The organism is Xanthobacter cornucopiae, assembly GCF_043195065.2.
Taxonomy (GTDB): domain Bacteria; phylum Pseudomonadota; class Alphaproteobacteria; order Rhizobiales; family Xanthobacteraceae; genus Xanthobacter.
On record NZ_CM195531.1, the window covers coordinates 4,667,803 to 4,685,097 of the forward strand.

The 17,295-nt window shown below is 68.9% G+C and carries 12 protein-coding genes; 9 read left to right on the plus strand and 3 right to left on the minus strand.

Going from position 1 to position 17,295, the window contains the following annotated elements; all coding sequences use genetic code 11:
• Nucleotides 1-9: 9 nt before the first annotated feature.
• Nucleotides 10-4,713 (minus strand): glutamate synthase large subunit, encoded by a 4,704-nt coding sequence (gene gltB / locus V5F53_RS20570; RefSeq protein ID WP_458575946.1) that lies wholly within the window; start codon nt 4,711-4,713, stop codon nt 10-12.
• Nucleotides 4,714-5,243: 530 nt separating this feature from the next.
• Here gltB and V5F53_RS20575 point away from each other — a divergent pair.
• Nucleotides 5,244-6,056, plus strand: a complete 813-nt coding sequence (locus V5F53_RS20575) for a hypothetical protein (RefSeq protein ID WP_393995519.1) — start codon at nt 5,244-5,246, stop codon at nt 6,054-6,056.
• A 79-nt stretch (nt 6,057-6,135) separates the two neighbouring features.
• Here V5F53_RS20575 and V5F53_RS20580 read toward each other — a convergent pair whose 3' ends face one another.
• Nucleotides 6,136-6,717, minus strand: coding sequence for a YqaA family protein (locus V5F53_RS20580; RefSeq protein ID WP_393995520.1), 582 nt, complete (start codon nt 6,715-6,717; stop codon nt 6,136-6,138).
• Between the two features lie 447 nt (nt 6,718-7,164).
• Here V5F53_RS20580 and V5F53_RS20585 point away from each other — a divergent pair, with 447 nt between their 5' ends.
• Nucleotides 7,165-8,430 carry a cyclopropane fatty acid synthase gene (locus tag V5F53_RS20585; protein ID WP_393995521.1) on the plus strand — a complete coding sequence of 422 codons (1,266 nt, stop codon included), beginning with the start codon at nt 7,165-7,167 and terminating at the stop codon, nt 8,428-8,430.
• Between the two features lie 63 nt (nt 8,431-8,493).
• Here the strand turns inward: V5F53_RS20585 and V5F53_RS20590 are convergent, their stop codons facing one another.
• Nucleotides 8,494-9,939 carry a sodium:proton antiporter gene (locus tag V5F53_RS20590; protein ID WP_393995933.1) on the minus strand — a complete coding sequence of 482 codons (1,446 nt, stop codon included), beginning with the start codon at nt 9,937-9,939 and terminating at the stop codon, nt 8,494-8,496.
• Nucleotides 9,940-10,270: 331 nt separating this feature from the next.
• Between V5F53_RS20590 and leuS the strand changes: the two genes are divergently transcribed.
• From leuS to rplI, 7 genes are all read left to right on the plus strand, one after another.
• Nucleotides 10,271-12,922, plus strand: coding sequence for a leucine--tRNA ligase (leuS, locus tag V5F53_RS20595; protein ID WP_393995522.1), 2,652 nt, complete (start codon nt 10,271-10,273; stop codon nt 12,920-12,922).
• Entirely contained in the window at nt 12,909-13,538 is a 630-nt protein-coding gene (lptE, locus tag V5F53_RS20600; RefSeq protein ID WP_393995523.1) for an LPS assembly lipoprotein LptE, read from the plus strand. The genes leuS and lptE overlap by 14 nt, the downstream gene beginning before the upstream one ends.
• A 3-nt stretch (nt 13,539-13,541) precedes the next feature.
• A complete protein-coding gene (gene holA / locus V5F53_RS20605; protein ID WP_393995524.1) occupies nt 13,542-14,573 on the plus strand; it encodes a DNA polymerase III subunit delta in 1,032 nt (343 codons plus the stop codon).
• A 238-nt stretch (nt 14,574-14,811) separates the two neighbouring features.
• Nucleotides 14,812-15,276, plus strand: coding sequence for a 30S ribosomal protein S6 (rpsF, locus tag V5F53_RS20610; protein WP_393995525.1), 465 nt, complete (start codon nt 14,812-14,814; stop codon nt 15,274-15,276).
• A complete protein-coding gene (rpsR, locus tag V5F53_RS20615) occupies nt 15,276-15,536 on the plus strand; it encodes a 30S ribosomal protein S18 (RefSeq protein ID WP_393995526.1) in 261 nt (86 codons plus the stop codon). The genes rpsF and rpsR overlap by 1 nt, the downstream gene beginning before the upstream one ends.
• A 135-nt stretch (nt 15,537-15,671) precedes the next feature.
• Complete coding sequence (locus V5F53_RS20620) at nt 15,672-16,619, plus strand: DUF2232 domain-containing protein (protein WP_393995527.1); 948 nt, start codon at nt 15,672-15,674, stop codon at nt 16,617-16,619.
• 45 nt (nt 16,620-16,664) lie between these two features.
• Nucleotides 16,665-17,246, plus strand: coding sequence for a 50S ribosomal protein L9 (gene rplI, locus V5F53_RS20625; protein WP_393995528.1), 582 nt, complete (start codon nt 16,665-16,667; stop codon nt 17,244-17,246).
• Nucleotides 17,247-17,295 lie beyond the last annotated feature (49 nt).

Consider the following 17,295-nt stretch of genomic DNA (forward strand, 5'->3'; position numbering starts at 1 on the left):
CGGCGCGGATTACTCCGCCGCCACCAGGCCGCGCAGCTTCTCCATGTCGCGCAGGGCGCGCCGGTATTCCACCGGCATCACCTTCACGAACTTGGAGCGATAGTCGGCCCAGTTGTCGAGGATGGTCTGGGCCCGCGCCGAACCGGTGAAGTGCAGGTGCTTGGCGATGAGCTGGTGGAGGCGCTCCTCGTCATGGCGGGACATGTCCGAATGCACGTCGATGCGGCCCTTGAACTCCAGGTCGCCGCCATGGTGGTGCAGGCGCTCCAGAAGGTCTTCCTCCTCTTCCACCGGCTCCAGGTCCACCATGGAGAGGTTGCAGCGCTTGGCGAAGGTCTTGTCCTCGTCCAGCACATAGGCGACGCCGCCGGACATGCCGGCCGCAAAGTTGCGCCCGGTGGGCCCGATCACCACCACCACGCCGCCGGTCATGTATTCGCAGCCGTGGTCGCCGGTGCCTTCAACCACCGCGATGGCGCCGGAGTTGCGCACCGCGAAGCGCTCGCCGGCGACGCCGCGGAAGTAGCACTCGCCCTCGGTGGCGCCGTACATCACCGTGTTGCCGACGATGATGGAGTTTTCCGGCACGATGGCGCTGTGCGCCGGGGGCCGCACGATGATGCGCCCGCCCGACAGGCCCTTGCCCACATAGTCGTTGGCCTCGCCCACCAGATCGAAGGTGACGCCCGCCGCCAGGAAGGCGGCGAAGGCCTGGCCGGCGGTGCCGGTCAGCTTCACGTGGATGGTGTCGTCCGGCAGGCCGGCGTTGCCGTAGCGCTTGGCCACCGCGCCCGAGAGCATGGCGCCGGCGGAGCGGTCCACCGAGCGGATTGCAGTCTCGATGACCACCTTCTCGCCCCGCTCCAGGGCCGGCTCGGCCTTGGCGATGAGGGTGCGGTCGAGCACCTTCTCGATGGGGTGATGCTGGCGCTCGGTGTGGCGGATGCCCACGTCGGCCGGCACGTCGGCCTTGGCGAACAGCTTGCTGAAGTCGAGGCCCCGGGCCTTCCAGTGGTCGATGGCCTTCTGCTGGTCGAGCACGTCGGAGCGGCCCACCAGCTCCTCCAGCCTGCGGAAGCCGAGCTGCGCCATGTATTCGCGCACCTCTTCGGCCACGAAGAAGAAGTAGTTGATGACGTGCTCGGGCGTGCCCTTGAAGCGCTTGCGCAGCACCGGGTCCTGGGTGGCGACGCCCACCGGGCAGGTGTTCAGGTGGCACTTGCGCATCATGATGCAGCCGGCGGCGATCAGCGGCGCGGTGGAGAAGGCGAACTCGTCCGCCCCGAGCAGCGCGCCGATGATGACGTCACGCCCGGTGCGGAAGCCGCCGTCCACCTGCAAGGCGACGCGGGAGCGCAGCCGATTGGCGACCAGCGTCTGCTGGGTCTCGGCAAGGCCCATTTCCCACGGCGAGCCGGCATGCTTGATGGAGGTGAGCGGGCTCGCCCCCGTGCCGCCCTCGAAGCCGGAGATGGTGATGTGGTCGGCCCGCGCCTTGGCGACACCGGCCGCCACCGTGCCGACGCCCACCTCGGACACCAGCTTCACCGACACGTCCGCGTCGGGGTTCACGTTCTTGAGGTCGTAGATGAGCTGCGCCAGATCCTCGATGGAATAGATGTCGTGGTGCGGGGGCGGGGAGATGAGGCCCACGCCCGGGGTGGAGTGGCGCACCTTGGCGATCACCGCATCCACCTTGTGGCCCGGCAGCTGGCCGCCTTCGCCGGGCTTGGCGCCCTGGGCGACCTTGATCTGCATCACGTCGGCATTGACCAGATATTCGGCGGTCACGCCGAACCGGCCCGAGGCCACCTGCTTGATGGCCGAGCGCATGCTGTCGCCATTGGGCAGGGGCACGAACCGTTCCGGCTCCTCGCCGCCCTCGCCGGTGTTGGACTTGCCGCCGATCCGGTTCATGGCGATGGCGAGCGTGGTGTGCGCCTCACGCGAGATGGAGCCGAACGACATGGCGCCGGTGACGAAGCGCCGGACGATCTCGGAGGCCGGCTCGACCTCCGAGATGTCGATGGGCTCCTGGCCGATCTCGGCCGCCTCGCGGATGCGGAACAGGGCCCGCACGGCCAGCAGCTTTTCGTTGTTCGCATTCACCGCGCTGGCGAATTCGCGATACTTGTCCTGGGCGTTGCCGCGCACCGCATGCTGGAGCGTGGCCACCGTCTCCGGCGTCCAGGCGTGGTCCTCGCCGCGCATGCGGAAGGCATATTCGCCGCCCACATCCAGCGCCAGCCGGTAGACCGGGGAATCCGAGAAGGCCAGCTGGTGACGGCGCACGGTCTCCTCGGCGATCTCGGCCAGGCCGACGCCCTCGATGGTGGTGGCGGTGCCGAAGAAGTACTTGTTGACCAGCTCGGAGTTGAGGCCCACCGCGTCGAAGATCTGTGCGCCGCAATAAGACTGGTAGGTGGAAATGCCCATCTTGGACATCACCTTCAGCAGGCCCTTGTCGATCGACTTGATGAAGCGCTTGACGATTTCCTTGTCGTCCACCTCCTCCGGAATCTCGTCCTTCATGGCGAGCAGGGTCTCGAAGGCGAGATAGGGGTTGATGGCCTCGGCGCCATAGCCCGCGAGACAGGCGAAATGGTGCACTTCGCGCGCTTCGCCGGTCTCCACCACCAGGCCCACCGAGGTGCGCAGGCCCTTGCGGATGAGGTGATGGTGCACGGCGGCCGTCGCCAGCAGCGCCGGGATCGGGATGCGATCCGGACCGGTCATGCGGTCGGAGAGGATGATGATGTTGTAGCCGCCGTGCACGGCCGCCTCGGCGCGGTCGCACAGGTGCTCCACCGCGCCCTCGAGGCCGGCGGCGCCCTTGTCGGCGGGATAGGTGATGTCCAGGGTACGGGTGTCGAACCGCTCCTCCATGAAGCCGATGGAGCGGATCTTCTCCAGGTCCTCGTTGGTGAGGATGGGCTGGCGCACCTCAAGGCGCTTGCGGCGGGCGTTGCCCTCCAGGTCGAAGATGTTCGGCCGCGGCCCGATGAACGACACCAGGCTCATCACCAGCTCCTCGCGGATCGGGTCGATGGGCGGGTTCGTCACCTGGGCGAAGTTCTGCTGGAAATAGGAGAACAGCGGCTTCGACTTGTTGGAGAGCACCGAAATGGGCGTGTCGGTGCCCATGGAGCCCACCGCCTCCTGGCCGGTGATGGCCATGGGGGCCATCAGCAGCTTCAGCTCTTCCTGGGTGTAGCCGAAGGCCTGCTGGCGATCGAGCAGGGACACGTCGGTGCGCACCTCGCGGGCTTCCACCGGGCGCAGGTCCTCCAGCACCAGCTGGGTATGCTTCAGCCACTCCTTGTAGGGGTTGGCCTTGGCCAGCTCGGACTTGATCTCCTCGTCGGGGACGAGGCGGCCTTCCTCCAGGTCCACCAGCAGCATCTTGCCCGGCTGCAGCCGCCACTTGGTGACGATCTTCTCCTCAGGCAGGGTGAGCACGCCCATTTCCGAGGCCAGCACGATGGTGTCGTCGGTGGTCACCATGTAGCGGGCGGGGCGCAGGCCGTTGCGGTCCAGGGTGGCGACGATCTGCCGGCCGTCGGTGGCGACGATGGCGGCGGGGCCGTCCCACGGCTCCATCAGCGAGGCGTGGTATTCGTAGAAGGCGCGACGTTCCTCGTCCATCAGCGGGTTGCCGGCCCAGGCCTCAGGCACCAGCATCATGGCGGCGTGGGGTAGGGAATAGCCGCCCTGCACCAGGAATTCGAGCGCATTGTCGAAGCAGGCGGTGTCCGACTGGCCCTCGTAGCTGATGGGCCACAGCTTGGAGATGTCGGCGCCGAACAGCTCCGAATCCACAGAGGCCTGGCGCGCCGCCATCCAGTTGACGTTGCCGCGCAGGGTGTTGATCTCGCCGTTATGGGCCACCATGCGATAGGGGTGGGCCAGCGGCCAGGCGGGGAAGGTGTTGGTGGAGAAGCGCTGGTGCACCAGGGCGAGCGCGCTCTCGAAGTCCGGATCGTGCAGGTCGGGATAATAGGCGCCCAACTGGTCGGCCAGGAACATGCCCTTGTAGACCAGGGTGCGGCACGACAGCGACACCTGATAATAGCCGGCGGTGCGGGTGTCGCCTGAGTTGTAGACGGTATTCGAGATCACCTTGCGCAGCACGTAGAGCCGGCGCTCGAACATATCCTCATCCGCCACGTCGTCGCCATGGCCGATGAACACCTGGAGGTGCTTCGGCTCGGTGGGCAGAACGCTGACGCCGAGCGAGGAATTGTCGGTGGGCACGTCGCGCCAGCCGATGAGGGTGAGCCCCTCCTCGGCGACCAGGCGCTCATAGGTGGCGCGGACGATCTCCCGGCCCTCGCCGTCGCGCGGCATGAAAATGTGGCCAACCGCGTACCGGCCCGGCTCCGGCAGGGTGAAGCCGAGGCGGGCGGCTTCCTTGGCGAAGAACTTGTGGGGGATCTGCACCAGCATGCCGGCGCCGTCGCCGGCGCGTGGATCGGCGCCCACGGCGCCGCGGTGCTCCAGGTTCAGCACGATGTTGATGCCGTCCTGGACGATCTTGTGGGACTTCCGGCCCTTGATGTCGGCGATGAAGCCCACGCCGCACGCGTCACGCTCGTGCGCCGGGTCGAACAGGCCGAACGGTGCCGGCCGGCCGACGATCGCCGTGTCTTTCACGGCGGCGGCCCCCGAAGCCACGCTTCCGCTCAAGCCATCCTTGCGATCCGTCGCTGCCATTTTATCGTCCCTTTTCATTTGTCGCATCGGAAGACGTTCCGCGTCCCGACCGGCTGGGGCCACCGCGTCCCTGCGGGGTCACCCGGCAGTTTGCGGCGTCCCGGTTCGCGCCGGTCGCCCCAAACTGCCGTGCGGCTGCGCACGGCGCAATGGCCTATCTGTCTCGACGTGCTTTGCAACTTCCACGCCACCACCGCCGAGCGCGCCGCTCCGCGCGCGCCTGCGTTGCGCGATGTGAGCGTTGCGATGTGGGGGATAGGGCAGCACGGTTTCCCTATCCCTCGGAAGATGACAGAAAACTGATCATTTCACAAGCGGCGGGATGGCGCATCTGGCGCCGATCTGACCAAAGATTGCGCACCGCGCGTGCCCGGCGCAAGAAGGGGTCGAAGGGTGAGTGTGCGGCGCAACGCCGTTTCGGCGGCGGCGGCGGCGGCGGCGGCGCGGCAGCCAGCCGGTCCCATCGCCGCCGCATTGGGTGGCTCTAGTGCCGGCCTGGACCTCAACTTTCGCGCAGGTGACGTCAGATCATGCCCTTTCATGCTCACGCGCGGCGCGCCCGAGGGGCGGTGGCCGCCCGGTCCGGCGCGCGCGTTCGCGCAATGCTGCTGCTCGGCTGCGGCATGGCCCTGGCGCCGTTGACGCCGGCAGGGGCGCAATATCTCATCTATGAGCGCCCGTATGGGTACGAGCGGCCTCCGGTCTATGTGCCCGCCCCCCGGGGGCCGCTGCATTATGTGATGCTGCCGCCGGCCGAGGTGCGGCGCAGGCTGGAATCCATGGGCTATTGGCAGGTCTCGCGGCCGGTGCTGTCGGGGCGGATCTACACCGTGACCGCCGTGGACCAGGAAGGGCCGGCGAGCCTGCGCCTCGACGCCTATTCCGGCGAGGTGCTGGCGGCGCGGCCGCTGCGGGCGCTGCCGCCGGTCGCGGCGCGTCCGGCGCCGGTGCCGGGGCAAATTCCCGCGCCGCCGCCGGTGGCGATCGGATCGGCGCCGCGCCCGGCGCCCGCCGCGCCTCTGCCGCGGGCGCGTCCGCCGGAAGCGGGCCTCGCGTTTTCCGCTCCGGCGCCGATGGTGACGCCGCCGCCGCCCGAAACGGCGCAGGGCCGGGTGCCCGCCACCCCGGCCGCGGTTCCGGGTCAGGCTGCGGCCCCGGCCGGGCCGTCCTCTTCCGCCGTCGCCGGATCGCCGGTTCCCGCGGCGGCATCCGGTCCGGCCGTTGGTCCGGCCCCACCCCTCGCCGATGCCGCCAGGGCGGGCACCGGCGCCGGCAGTGCCACGCCCGGTGGTTCCAATGCCGGCTCGGCCTCGGTGCTGTCGCGCCCGGCCGGGACCGACTGAAGCGGCCGGGCGTGGGGCGACACCTCGGACGGCGGGCGGCGCCCGCCCGTCCGCCGAGGATCGCGGCCGTGCCGGGTCCTCAGATCAGGTAGGCGGCCGCGAGCAGGCCCAGCACCACCACCGCCAGCAGGCCGAGGGTGACGAGGCCGAGCCGCTTCTCGATGAATTCCCGGGCCATCGGCCCGAAATAATGCAGGAGTGCCGCCAGCAGGAAGAAGCGCGCACCCCGGGTGATGATCGACAGCACGATGAACCAGCCGAGGCTGTATTCGGCGAAGCCTGAGGTGATGGTGACCAGCTTGTAGGGGATGGGTGTCAGTCCCTTCAGCAGGATCACCCAATGGCCGTAATGGGCATAGGCAGCGCGGAAGGCGTCCACCTTGTTGCCGTAGCCGTAGAGGTCGATCAGGAACTTGCCGACGCTTTCATAAAGCAGGGCGCCGATGGCGTAGCCCACCAGGCCGCCCAGCACCGAGGCGATGGTGGCGATGAGGGCATAGCGCCAGGCGCGGTCCGGCCGCGCCAGGGTCATGGGCACCAGCAGCACGTCCGGTGGAATGGGAAAGACCGAGCTCTCCGCGAACGAGACGAAGGCGAGGGCCCACGGGGCGGAGGGCTTGGCCGAATAGGCGATGACCCAGTCGTAGAGTTTGCGGAGCATCTGGTGGGAACTTCATTGCCGAAGGTGGCTTTCGCTTAAGGGGCGGCCGCGGCGGAGTAAAGGCGGCCCCGATGCGGCGACGCCGGCGGAGCGGGCCGGGGTGGGCGCCGCCGTCGCGGCGCGTTGCTGCCTCTGCCTTGGGCGCTTCGCGCGCGCGGCGAAAAAATATGCGCTCCAGCCGGTATGAAACTTGCCCTGTGGAAATCTTGATGGTTTCATTCAACCGGTGCTGCCGTTCCGGCCCTGAGCCGGCCGTCCTGCCCCCCAGGGTCTTTCATCCAGCGGATGCGAAGACGCCTGTCGAAGGGGCGTGAAACGGGGCGGTCCGCGCATCCGCGGAGCGGGTGCGCCCGCGCGTTCGGAGTGGTGGCTCCGGGACGCGGGGAGTGCCGCAGGCGGGGGAGCGGCCAGGGTACGGATCTGGGACCATGATCGCGGAGGCGGCCGATGACGCGGTTGCTTGAAGACGTTTTGCGTCGCGTGGTTGTTCGGGGCGGATTGACGGCCACCATGGCTTCGGGCCATCGGCTGACCATAGGCCGGCCGGAGCCGGGCCAGCCGCCGGTGGCGGTGCGCTTCACGACTCCGGCGACGGAGCGCGCCATTGTCCTCGACCCGGAGCTGAGGCTGGGCGAGGCCTACATGGATGGCACGCTGGTGATGGAGCAGGGGTCCATCGCCGATCTGCTGGACCTGCTGATGTCGCAGCCGGCGGCGGTCAACTCCACGGTGTCCGCCAAGCTTCTGTTCTGGGCGCGGATGCTGGCGCGGCGGATCACCCAGTTCAATCCGCGTGGCCGCTCGCAGCGCAACGTCGCGCATCATTACGACATCGACGGCCGGCTCTATTCGCTCTTTCTCGATGCTGACCGGCAGTATTCCTGCGCCTATTTCGAGCAGCCGGGCCAGAGCCTGGACGACGCCCAACTCGCCAAGAAGCGCCATGTCGCTGCCAAGCTTATGCTGGAGCGGGAAAATCTGTCGGTGCTCGACATTGGCTCGGGGTGGGGCGGGCTCGGCCTTTATCTTGCGCAGATGGCCGGCGCGCGTGTCACCGGCGTCACCTTGTCCAGGGAGCAGCTGGCGTTGGCGCGGGAGCGGGCGGACGAGGCCGGGCTCGCGGACCGGCTGGAGTTTCGCCTGCAGGACTATCGCGACGTGCCGGAGACGTTCGATCGCATCGTCTCGGTGGGCATGTTCGAGCATGTGGGCGTAGACCATTACGGGGCGTATTTCCGCAAGGTGCGCCAGCTCCTGCGGGAGGATGGCGTGATGCTGCTGCACGCCATCGGCCGCTCGGACCCGCCGGGCGTCACCAACCCCTTTATCGCCAAGTATATTTTCCCCGGCGGCTACATTCCGGCGCTGTCCGAGGTGCTCTCGCACATCGAGCGCGCGGGGCTGGTGGTCACCGACATCGAACTGCTGCGCCTGCACTATGCCGAGACGCTGAAGGCCTGGCGGGAGCGCTTCCTCGCCCGCCGCGAGGAAGCGGCGCGCCTCACCGACGAGCGGTTCTGCCGCATGTGGGAGTTCTATCTCGCCGGCAGCGAGATGGGCTTCCGTCACCAGGGGCTGAACGTGTTCCATATCCAGATCGCCCGCCGGCAGGAGGCGGTGCCGCTGACGCGGGCCTATCTGGAGGCCGCCGAGGCGCGGTTGCGGCGGGTGGAGGCGCAGCAGCGCTCGCCACTGCGGCTGGCGGGGGAGTAGCGACCGGCGCCGGAGCGCGGAGCAAATCGGCGGTGGCGCCGGCCGGCGCCACCGGACGTTGTCCTACAGGAAGTAGAGCACCGTGAGCAGGGCGAAGCACGGCAGCAGGAACAGCGTCGACCACGCCATGTAGCCGAAGAAGCTCGGCATCTTCACGCCGCGATGGCGGGCGATGGAGAGCACCATGAAGTTCGGCGCGTTGCCGATATAGGTCATGGCGCCCATGAACACCGCGCCGGCCGAGATCGCCTCCAGGGTCACCGCCAGAGGGCCCATGAGCTGGTGCGGGTTGCCGCCGGCGAGGTTGAAGAACACCAGGTAGGTGGGGGCATTGTCGAGGAAGGCGGACAGCGCCCCGGTGAGCCAGAAATACCACACGTTCACCGGCTGCCCATCCGGCCCCGTCACCAGTTGCACCAGCGGCGCGAAGGCGCCGGAAAGCCCGGCCTTGAGGATGGCGATGACCGGGATGATGGTGAGGAAGATGGCGGCGAACAGCTTGGCCACCTCCAGGATGGGCTCCCAGTCGAAGCCGTTGCGCTCGCGGATGATCTTCGGGGTGATGGCGAGCGACACCAAAGCGATGACCACCAGTAGCACGTCGCGGACCACCCACTGCAGCTCCACATGGGTGCCGTAGATGTTGAACGAGATGCCCGGCTTCCACAGGGCGGACAGCAGGATGGCGCCGATGATGCCGCCCAGCAGCGGCAGGTTCTGCGCGCCGCGCAGGCCCAGGCCGTCGGTGTCCGGAGTGGGGTCCGCCTTCAGCTTGCGGCCTTCCTCCTTGGCATAGAAATAGCGGTCGAGCAGGTAGAAGGCGACAAGCAGCAGTCCCGCGATCACCGCGGTGTCATGCAGCAGGTGGGTGGTGGTCCAGAAGAAATTCACGCCTTTCAGGAAGCCCAGGAACAGCGGCGGGTCGCCCAGCGGCGTGAGCGAGCCGCCGATGTTCGACACCAGGAAGATGAAGAACACCACGGTGTGCACATTATAGCGGCGGTTGTCGTTGGCGCGCAGCAGCGGCCGGATCAGCACCATGGAGGCCCCGGTGGTGCCGATGAGGCTGGCGATGAGCGTGCCGAAGGCGAGAATGGCGGTGTTCACCCCCGGGCTGCCGTGCAGGTTGCCGGTGATGAGGATGCCCCCGGACACCGTGAACAGCGCGAACAGCAGGATGATGAAGGGGATGTATTCGAGCAGCGCCGTATGCGCGACCTCATGCGTCGTCAGCGCCGGGCCGTGGATGAGGGCGAAGGGAATGGCGAAGGCGGCGGCCCAGAACAGCGCCACCTTGCCATAATGATGATGCCAGAAATGCCCGGCCAGAAGCGGGAACAGGGCAATGGACAGGAGCATGCCGGCGAACGGCAGGGCCCAGATCGGGGACAGGTGCGCGCCGTTCAGGCTGGCCGCGCCTTCGGCCGCCAGCGCCGCGCCTGACATGGCGAGGGTCGCCAGCGCGGCGATCGCGAGCCGCAGCACCGTTCCACGGGGCACACTTCCCATCGCCATCCCCATCCCCTTCATCATCGTCAGCAGCTTGATGGACGAAGGCGGCGGGCGAGGCAAGCCAAACCGGCGTCCCTGCATGCCCCTGCGGAATATCGCCGGAGGCGCGTGGACCCCGGGACGGCCGGCTTGCCGCGCCTCTCCCGCCATCCATCCCAGCGGCTTCCCTTGCCGTTTCCCGGGGGGCTTCCCCTGGTCTCCCGGCCGTGAGGAGGCGGCCTTCGCGGGTGCGGCGGCGATGGTGGTGGCGGGACACTGCGATGCGGTGGTTGACCGGGGCGCCGGTTTCTGTCCTAGTCCGGCCGCTTTTAGACCCCTGCATGGCAAGATGACGCAAGATCGCAACTCGGAGCGCGGCTCCGACCGCTACAACGCCCGTGAGGCCGAGCCCCGCTGGCAGAAGACCTGGGCCGAGCGCGGCATCTTCCGCACCCGCAACGACGACCCGCGCCCGAAATTCTTCGTGATGGAGATGTTCCCCTATCCATCGGGGCGCATCCACATCGGCCACGGCCGCAACTATGTGATGGGCGACGTGCTGGCGCGCTACAAGCGCATGCGGGGCTTCAACGTGCTGCATCCCATGGGCTGGGATGCGTTCGGCCTGCCGGCGGAGAACGCCGCCATCGAGCGCGGCATCCATCCCAAGAGCTGGACCTACGAGAACATCGCCTCCATGCGCGAGCAGCTCCAGCTGCTCGGCCTGTCGCTCGACTGGAACCGCGAAATCGCCACCTGCGACCCGTCTTATTACGTGGAACAGCAGCGCATTTTCCTGGATTTCCTGGAGCACGGCCTTGCCTATCGCAAGGAGAGCGAGGTCAATTGGGACCCGGTGGACCACACCGTGCTCGCCAACGAGCAGGTGATCGACGGGCGCGGCTGGCGCTCCGGCGCCATCGTCGAGCGGCGCAAGCTGTCGCAATGGTTCCTGCGCATCACCGATTTCGCCCAGGAGCTGCTGGACGCGCTCGACGGTCTCGATCGCTGGCCCGAAAAGGTGCGCCTGATGCAGCGCAACTGGATCGGCCGGTCCGAGGGCCTGGAGGTGCTGTTCGAGTTCGCCAAGGGTTTTGCGCCGCAAGACGGCGCGAAGGCGGTGAAGGTCTACACCACCCGCCCGGACACCTTGTTCGGCGCCGCCTTCCTGGCGCTCTCGCCCGACCACCCGCTGACCCGGGCGCTGGCGGAGAAGAGCCCGGAGCTCACCGCCTTCGTCGCCGCCTGCAAGACCGGGGGCATCTCCGCCGAGGCCATCGAGACCCAGGAAAAGAAGGGCTTCGACACCGGCCTCAAGGTGGTGCACCCGCTGGACCCCAAGCACACGGTTCCGGTCTATGTGGCGAACTTCGTGCTCATGGACTACGGGACCGGCGCCATCTTCGGCTGCCCGGCCCACGACCAGCGCGATCTCGACTTCGCCCGCAAGTACCATCTGCCGGTGGTGCCGGTGGTGCTGCCGCCGGATGCCGATCCCGCCACCTTCTCCATCGCCGACATCGCCTATGACGGCGAGGGCACGCTGTTCAATTCCGGTTTCCTCGACGGCCTGTCCATCGACAAGGCGAAGGAGACGGTGGCCCGCCAGCTGGAGCGGTTCCGGGTGGGCGATGCTCCCCAGGGCGTGCGCAAGGTGAACTTCCGCCTGCGCGACTGGGGCATCTCGCGCCAGCGCTACTGGGGCTGCCCCATCCCGATCATCCATTGCGACAGCTGCGGCCCGGTGGGCGTGCCGCGCGACCAGCTGCCGGTGCGGCTGCCGGACGACGTGAGCTTCGACAAGCCCGGCAATCCGCTGGACCGGGCCGCGGCCTGGCGCGACGTGCCGTGCCCCAAGTGCGGCAAGCCGGCCCGGCGCGAAACCGACACCATGGACACCTTCGTGGATTCGTCCTGGTACTTCCTGCGCTACGCCTCGGACAACGTGGAAACGCCGCTGGACAAGGCGGCGGTGGCCCATTGGCTGCCGGTGGACCAGTATATCGGCGGCATCGAGCATGCGATCCTGCACCTGCTCTATTCCCGCTTCTTCACCCGGGCGCTGCGCAAGTGCGGGCGGGTGGACGTGAAGGAGCCGTTCGCCGGCCTGTTCACCCAGGGCATGATCGTCCACGAGACCTACAAGGACCAGGACGGCAAGTGGCTGTTCCCGGAAGAGGTGAAGCTGACCGGCCCCGGCAAGGGCGTGAAGATCGCCGACGGCACGCCGGTGACCGTCTCGCCGCCGGAGAAGATGTCCAAGTCCAAGCGCAACGTGGTGGCGCCGGAGGTGGTGGCCGACACCTACGGCGTGGATTGCGCCCGCTGGTTCATGCTCTCCGACACGCCGCCAGAGCGCGACAGTGAGTGGACCCAGGCCGGCATCGAAGGGGCGTGGCGCTTCGTGCAGCGGGTCTGGCGCCTGGTGCACGAGGCCATCGAGTTCGGCGCGGCGCCGGGCGCGGCCCGGCCGGAGGCGTTCGACGCGCCGGCGCTCGGCCTGCGGCGCGCCGCCCATGGCCTGGTGGCGGCGGTGGCCGAGGACATCGAGCGCCTGCGCTTCAACGTGGGCGTCGCCCATGTGCATGAGTTCGCCAATGTGTTCGGCGGCGCCGTGGCCGCCGCCCGCGGCGCCCGGGACGGGGTGCCGGCGGACCTCGCCTTCGCCCTTCGCGAGGCGGCGGAACTGCTGGTGCGGGTGGTGGCGCCCATGACGCCGCATCTGGCCGAGGAATGCTGGGCGGCGCTGGGCCACCCGGGCCTCGCCGCCGAGGCGCTCTGGCCGGCCACTGAGCCAGCGTTGCTTCAGCAGGATACCGTCACGCTGCCGATCCAGATCAATGGCAAGAAGCGCGACGACATCGTGGTGCCCCGCGCCGCCACCCCGGCGGAGGTGGAGGCTGCGGTTCTGGCGCTGGAAAGCGTACAGCGGGCCCTCGACGGGCGCGCGCCGAAGCGTATCATTGTGGTGCCGCAGAGGATCGTGAATGTCGTTGCCTGACACTTCCTCAGCCGGGGCCGCCAGTGCGCCCGGCCTTGCTCCGCGCCATCGGGTGCGCCTGCTGGCGCGCCTCGCCGTGGCGGGGCTTCTGTCCGGCGCCCTCGCCGGATGCTTCCAGCCGCTCTATGCGGACCATGCCACCGTCGGCGGGCCGGGCCTTCAGCAGAAGCTGGCCGACGTGGAAGTGATGCAGATCCAGGGCCGGCTCGGCAACGATCTGCGCAACGAGCTGATCTACATGCTCGCCGGCGGCGCCGGGAACCCCAAGGGCGCGCCGCTGCAGATCTTCATCGCCGCCGATGCCTCGGCCTCCACCGCATTGGTGAACTCGTCCTCGGGCCTGCCGGAGAACATGATTATCCGGGTGGCGGCCAACTGGCGGATGGTGCGCGCCGACGACGACAAGAAGCGGCCGGTGGCCGGCGGCACGGCGGTGGGCACCGCCTCCATCGACGTCAGCGACCAGCGCTTCGCCAATTACAGTGCCAAGAACGATGCCGAGAGCCGGGCGGCGCGGCAGGTGGCGGAGCAGATCAAGGCGCAGCTCGCGGCCTATTTCCTGCGCCTCGGCAACGAGCCGCCGAAGCCGGAGACCACCAAGACTCCAGGCAGCTGAGCCATGGTGGCGGTTCGCCCCGGCGACGCCGAGGCGGCCCTGGCCCGGCGTGATCCCAAGCGCAGCGTGGTGCTGCTGTTCGGTCCCGATACCGGCCTGGTGCGCGAGCGTGCCGAGGGGCTGGTACGCCGCGCCGTGCCCGACGCCCACGATCCGTTCGCTTTGGTGCGGCTGGAGGGGGAGGATCTCGCCTCCGACCCGCGCCGGCTCATCGATGAAACCTCCACCATCGGCCTGTTCGGCGGCGAGCGGGTGGTGTGGGTGCGCGCCGGCAGTCGCAACATCGTGCCGGCGCTCCAGCCGGTGCTGGAGCAGGCGGGCGGCACCCTGGTGGTGGTGGAGGCCGGCGACCTGAAGCGCGGCGCGCCGCTGCGCAGCCTGTGCGAATCGTCGCCCAACGCCCTCGCCATCGCCTGCTATGCCGATACCGAGCGCGACCTCGCCCGGCTGGTGGACACCATGATGGCGGAGGCGGGCCTTGCCATCGACCGCGATGCCCGTGAGCTCCTGGTGTCGCTCATCGGCGGCGACCGCCTGGCCTCCCGCGGCGAGATCGCCAAGCTCGCGCTTTATGCGCAGGGCCAGGGCCGGGTCAGCGTGGAGGATGTGCGGGTGATCGTCGGCGATGCCTCGGCGTTGGCCCTCGACGATGTGGTGGATGCGGCCTTGTCCGGCGCCTCCGGCGAGGCGGTGGCGGCGCTGGCCAAGGCCTTCGGCGCGGCCACCCGGCCCGATGCCGTGCTGGGCGGGCTGCTGCGGGCACTGGCCAGCCTCCACCAGATGACGTTGCAGGTGGCCGCCGGCCAGAGCCCCGACCGGGTGATCGACAGCGCCCGGCCGGCCGTGCACTTCTCGCGCAAGCCGAAGCTGGAAAAGGCGTTGCGGGGGTTCGATCCGGACCGCTGCCTGCGCGCCATGCTGGCGGTGGACGAGGCGGTGCTGGCGGGGCGGCGCAACGCAGCGCTGGCGCCCGCCATCTGCGAGCGGGCGGTGTTGCAAGTCGCCCAGCTTTCCGGCCGCCGGCGCGGCGACTGAGGATGGGCGCGCGGGCCGCTCCGCCCTTGCTTTCGCGCTGAAACCTGTTATACGCGCCGCTTCCGTTACACCGGCCGGAGGCTGAACGGACGGCTTTTCCCATGACCTCGCGGGTCGGGGAGAGGCAGGGCGAAGGCCCGTCGTCCCGTGTCTCCGCCTTCCGCGCTTCGCGCCTTTCGGAAAAGGCAAGAAGGGCTCGGCGCCGGTGGACGGAGGAAACGAAAGGCGAAAAGAGCACATGCCGCTTTACGAGCACGTGTTCCTCGCGCGCCAGGACGTCACGGCGCAGCAGGTCGAGGAACTCACCACCCGCTTCAAGGGTGTCATCGAAGCGAACGGCGGCTCGGTCGGAAAGGCCGAGTACTGGGGCGTGAAGTCCCTGACCTATCGCATCAACAAGAACCGCAAGGCGCATTTCACGCTGCTGAACATCTCTGCCCCTGCGGCAGCGATCCAGGAGCTGGAGCGTCAGCAGCGCATCGACGAAGACGTGCTGCGCTTCCTCACCCTCCGCGTGGAGGAGCACGAGGAAGGCCCGTCCGCCATGCTGCAGAAGCGCGACCGCGATGATCGCGGCGAGCGCGGGGAGCGGGGCGAGCGCGGTGACCGGGGCGATCGCGGTGACCGGGGCTTCGGCGGCCGCGAGGACCGTCCGCGCCGTCCGCGTCCGACCGAAGAGACCCACAGCGAGGAGGAAGTCTGATGGCGTTCGCTCAGTCCGGTGGTGCCGGCGGCGGTCAGCGCCGTCCCTTCTTCCGTCGTCGCAAGACCTGCCCGTTCTCCGGCCCGAATGCGCCGAAGATCGACTACAAGGACGTGCGGCTGCTGCAGCGCTACATTTCCGAGCGCGGCAAGATCGTTCCGTCGCGCATCACGGCGGTATCGGCCAAGAAGCAGCGCGAGCTGGCCGCGGCCATCAAGCGCGCCCGCTTCCTGGGTCTGCTGCCGTTCGTGATCCGCTGATTGCACGCACGATCTGAAGGAGCCGCCCCGCGGCCCCTTCAGATCCCGACACGCCGGGGGGAATGACCCCCTCGGCGCTGGCTGGGGCTGCCCGGGGCCGCCTCTAACCGCTCGCATGCGGGACAGCTCGTCGCCATGGGACCTCTTCTGCTCATCGCCATAGCCGCCGCCGCGGCCTCCGCCCTGCTGGCCGCCGGTGTCGCGGCGGGGTCGATGCTGGCCGTCCCGCTGTTCTATCTGGCGCCCCTTCCGGTGATGATCGCCGGTATCGCCTTCTCCCCCATCGCCGCCGCGCTCGCGGTGGTCTTCGCCGGCATCGGTCTCGGCCTGATGTTCGGCGGCACCTTCCTCCTCGCTTATGCAGTGGGCATGGGGGCGCCGGCGTTCGCTCTAGCCTACGCCGCGCTGCTGGCGCGGCCGGAGCCGGCGGGCCGTGATGGCGTGGCGTGGTTCCCGGTGGGCGGGCTGGTGCTGATCGCCGCGGCATTCGCCACGGTGGGCGTGTGGGTGGCGGTGCTGTCCATGGCCACCGACTATGACGCCTACAAGGCGGCGATCACGCTGGCCGTCGAGGCCATGGTGACCCCCGGTCCCGCCGGGCTGGGGCATGATCCGGCGGCGATCGGCGCGTTCATGGCCCATGTGCTGCCGCCCATGGCCGGCCTCATCACCATGGTGTCGCAGCTCATCTGCCTCTATCTGGCCGGCCGCGCGGCGCTGATCTCGCAGCGCCTGGCGCGGCCATGGCCGCAGCTGTCGGCGCTGCGGCTGCCGCGGATCGCCGGCTATGCCCTGGCCGGCGGGCTTCTCATCACCCTCCTGCCGGGCATGGCAGGTCTCGCGGGATCGGTGGCGGCGGCCACGGTGCTGTTCGCCTTTGCCCTCACCGGCTTTGCCGTGGTGCATGCCATCACGCTGGGCCATGGCGCCCGCTTTCTCGTCCTCGCCGGCCTGTGGGTCACCACCCTGGTGCTGGGCTGGCCGGTGGTGGCCATGGCGGTGCTCGGCTTCGCCGATTCCCTGTTCGATTTCCGGTCGCGTTTCGCCTCGGGCCTCGGCCCGCCGGCGGCCAATGATCGCTGACCGGCGTCTCTCATCCTCAACATTCTGAAATTCCAGGAGACAAAGATGGACGTCATTCTTCTTGAGCGCGTCGCCAAGCTCGGCCAGATGGGCGATGTGGTGAAGGTGCGCGACGGTTTCGGCCGCAACTTCCTGCTGCCGAACGGCAAGGCGCTGCGCGCCACCAAGGCCAATCGCGAGAAGTTCGAGCACCTCAAGGTGGAGCTGGAGGCCCGCAACCTGGAGCGCCGCAAGGACGCCGAGGCGGTGGCCGAGAAGCTGGCCGGCCAGTCCATCATCACCCTGCGCCAGGCGGGCGAGAGCGGCCAGCTCTACGGCTCGGTGTCCACCCGCGACATTGCCGATGGTCTCACCGCCGCCGGCTTCGTGGTGGATCGCCGCCAGATCGTGCTGAACCACCCCATCAAGACCCTGGGCCAGCACGTGGTGCCGGTCAGCCTGCACCCTGAGGTCGAGGTGACGGTGCTGGTGAACGTCGCCCGGAATGCCGAGGAGGCCGAGCGTCAGGCCCGTGGCGAGGACGTGCGCACGAACCGGGACGAGGATGCGGAGATCGAGGCGGAGCTCGCCGTGGCCCGCGCCGAGGTGGCCGCCGAGCTCGCCGCCGAGGAAGCTCTGGAGGGCTGAAGCCGGAGCTGGCCGGGGCCGTCGTGCGCGGCACCCGGTCGTCCGGGGG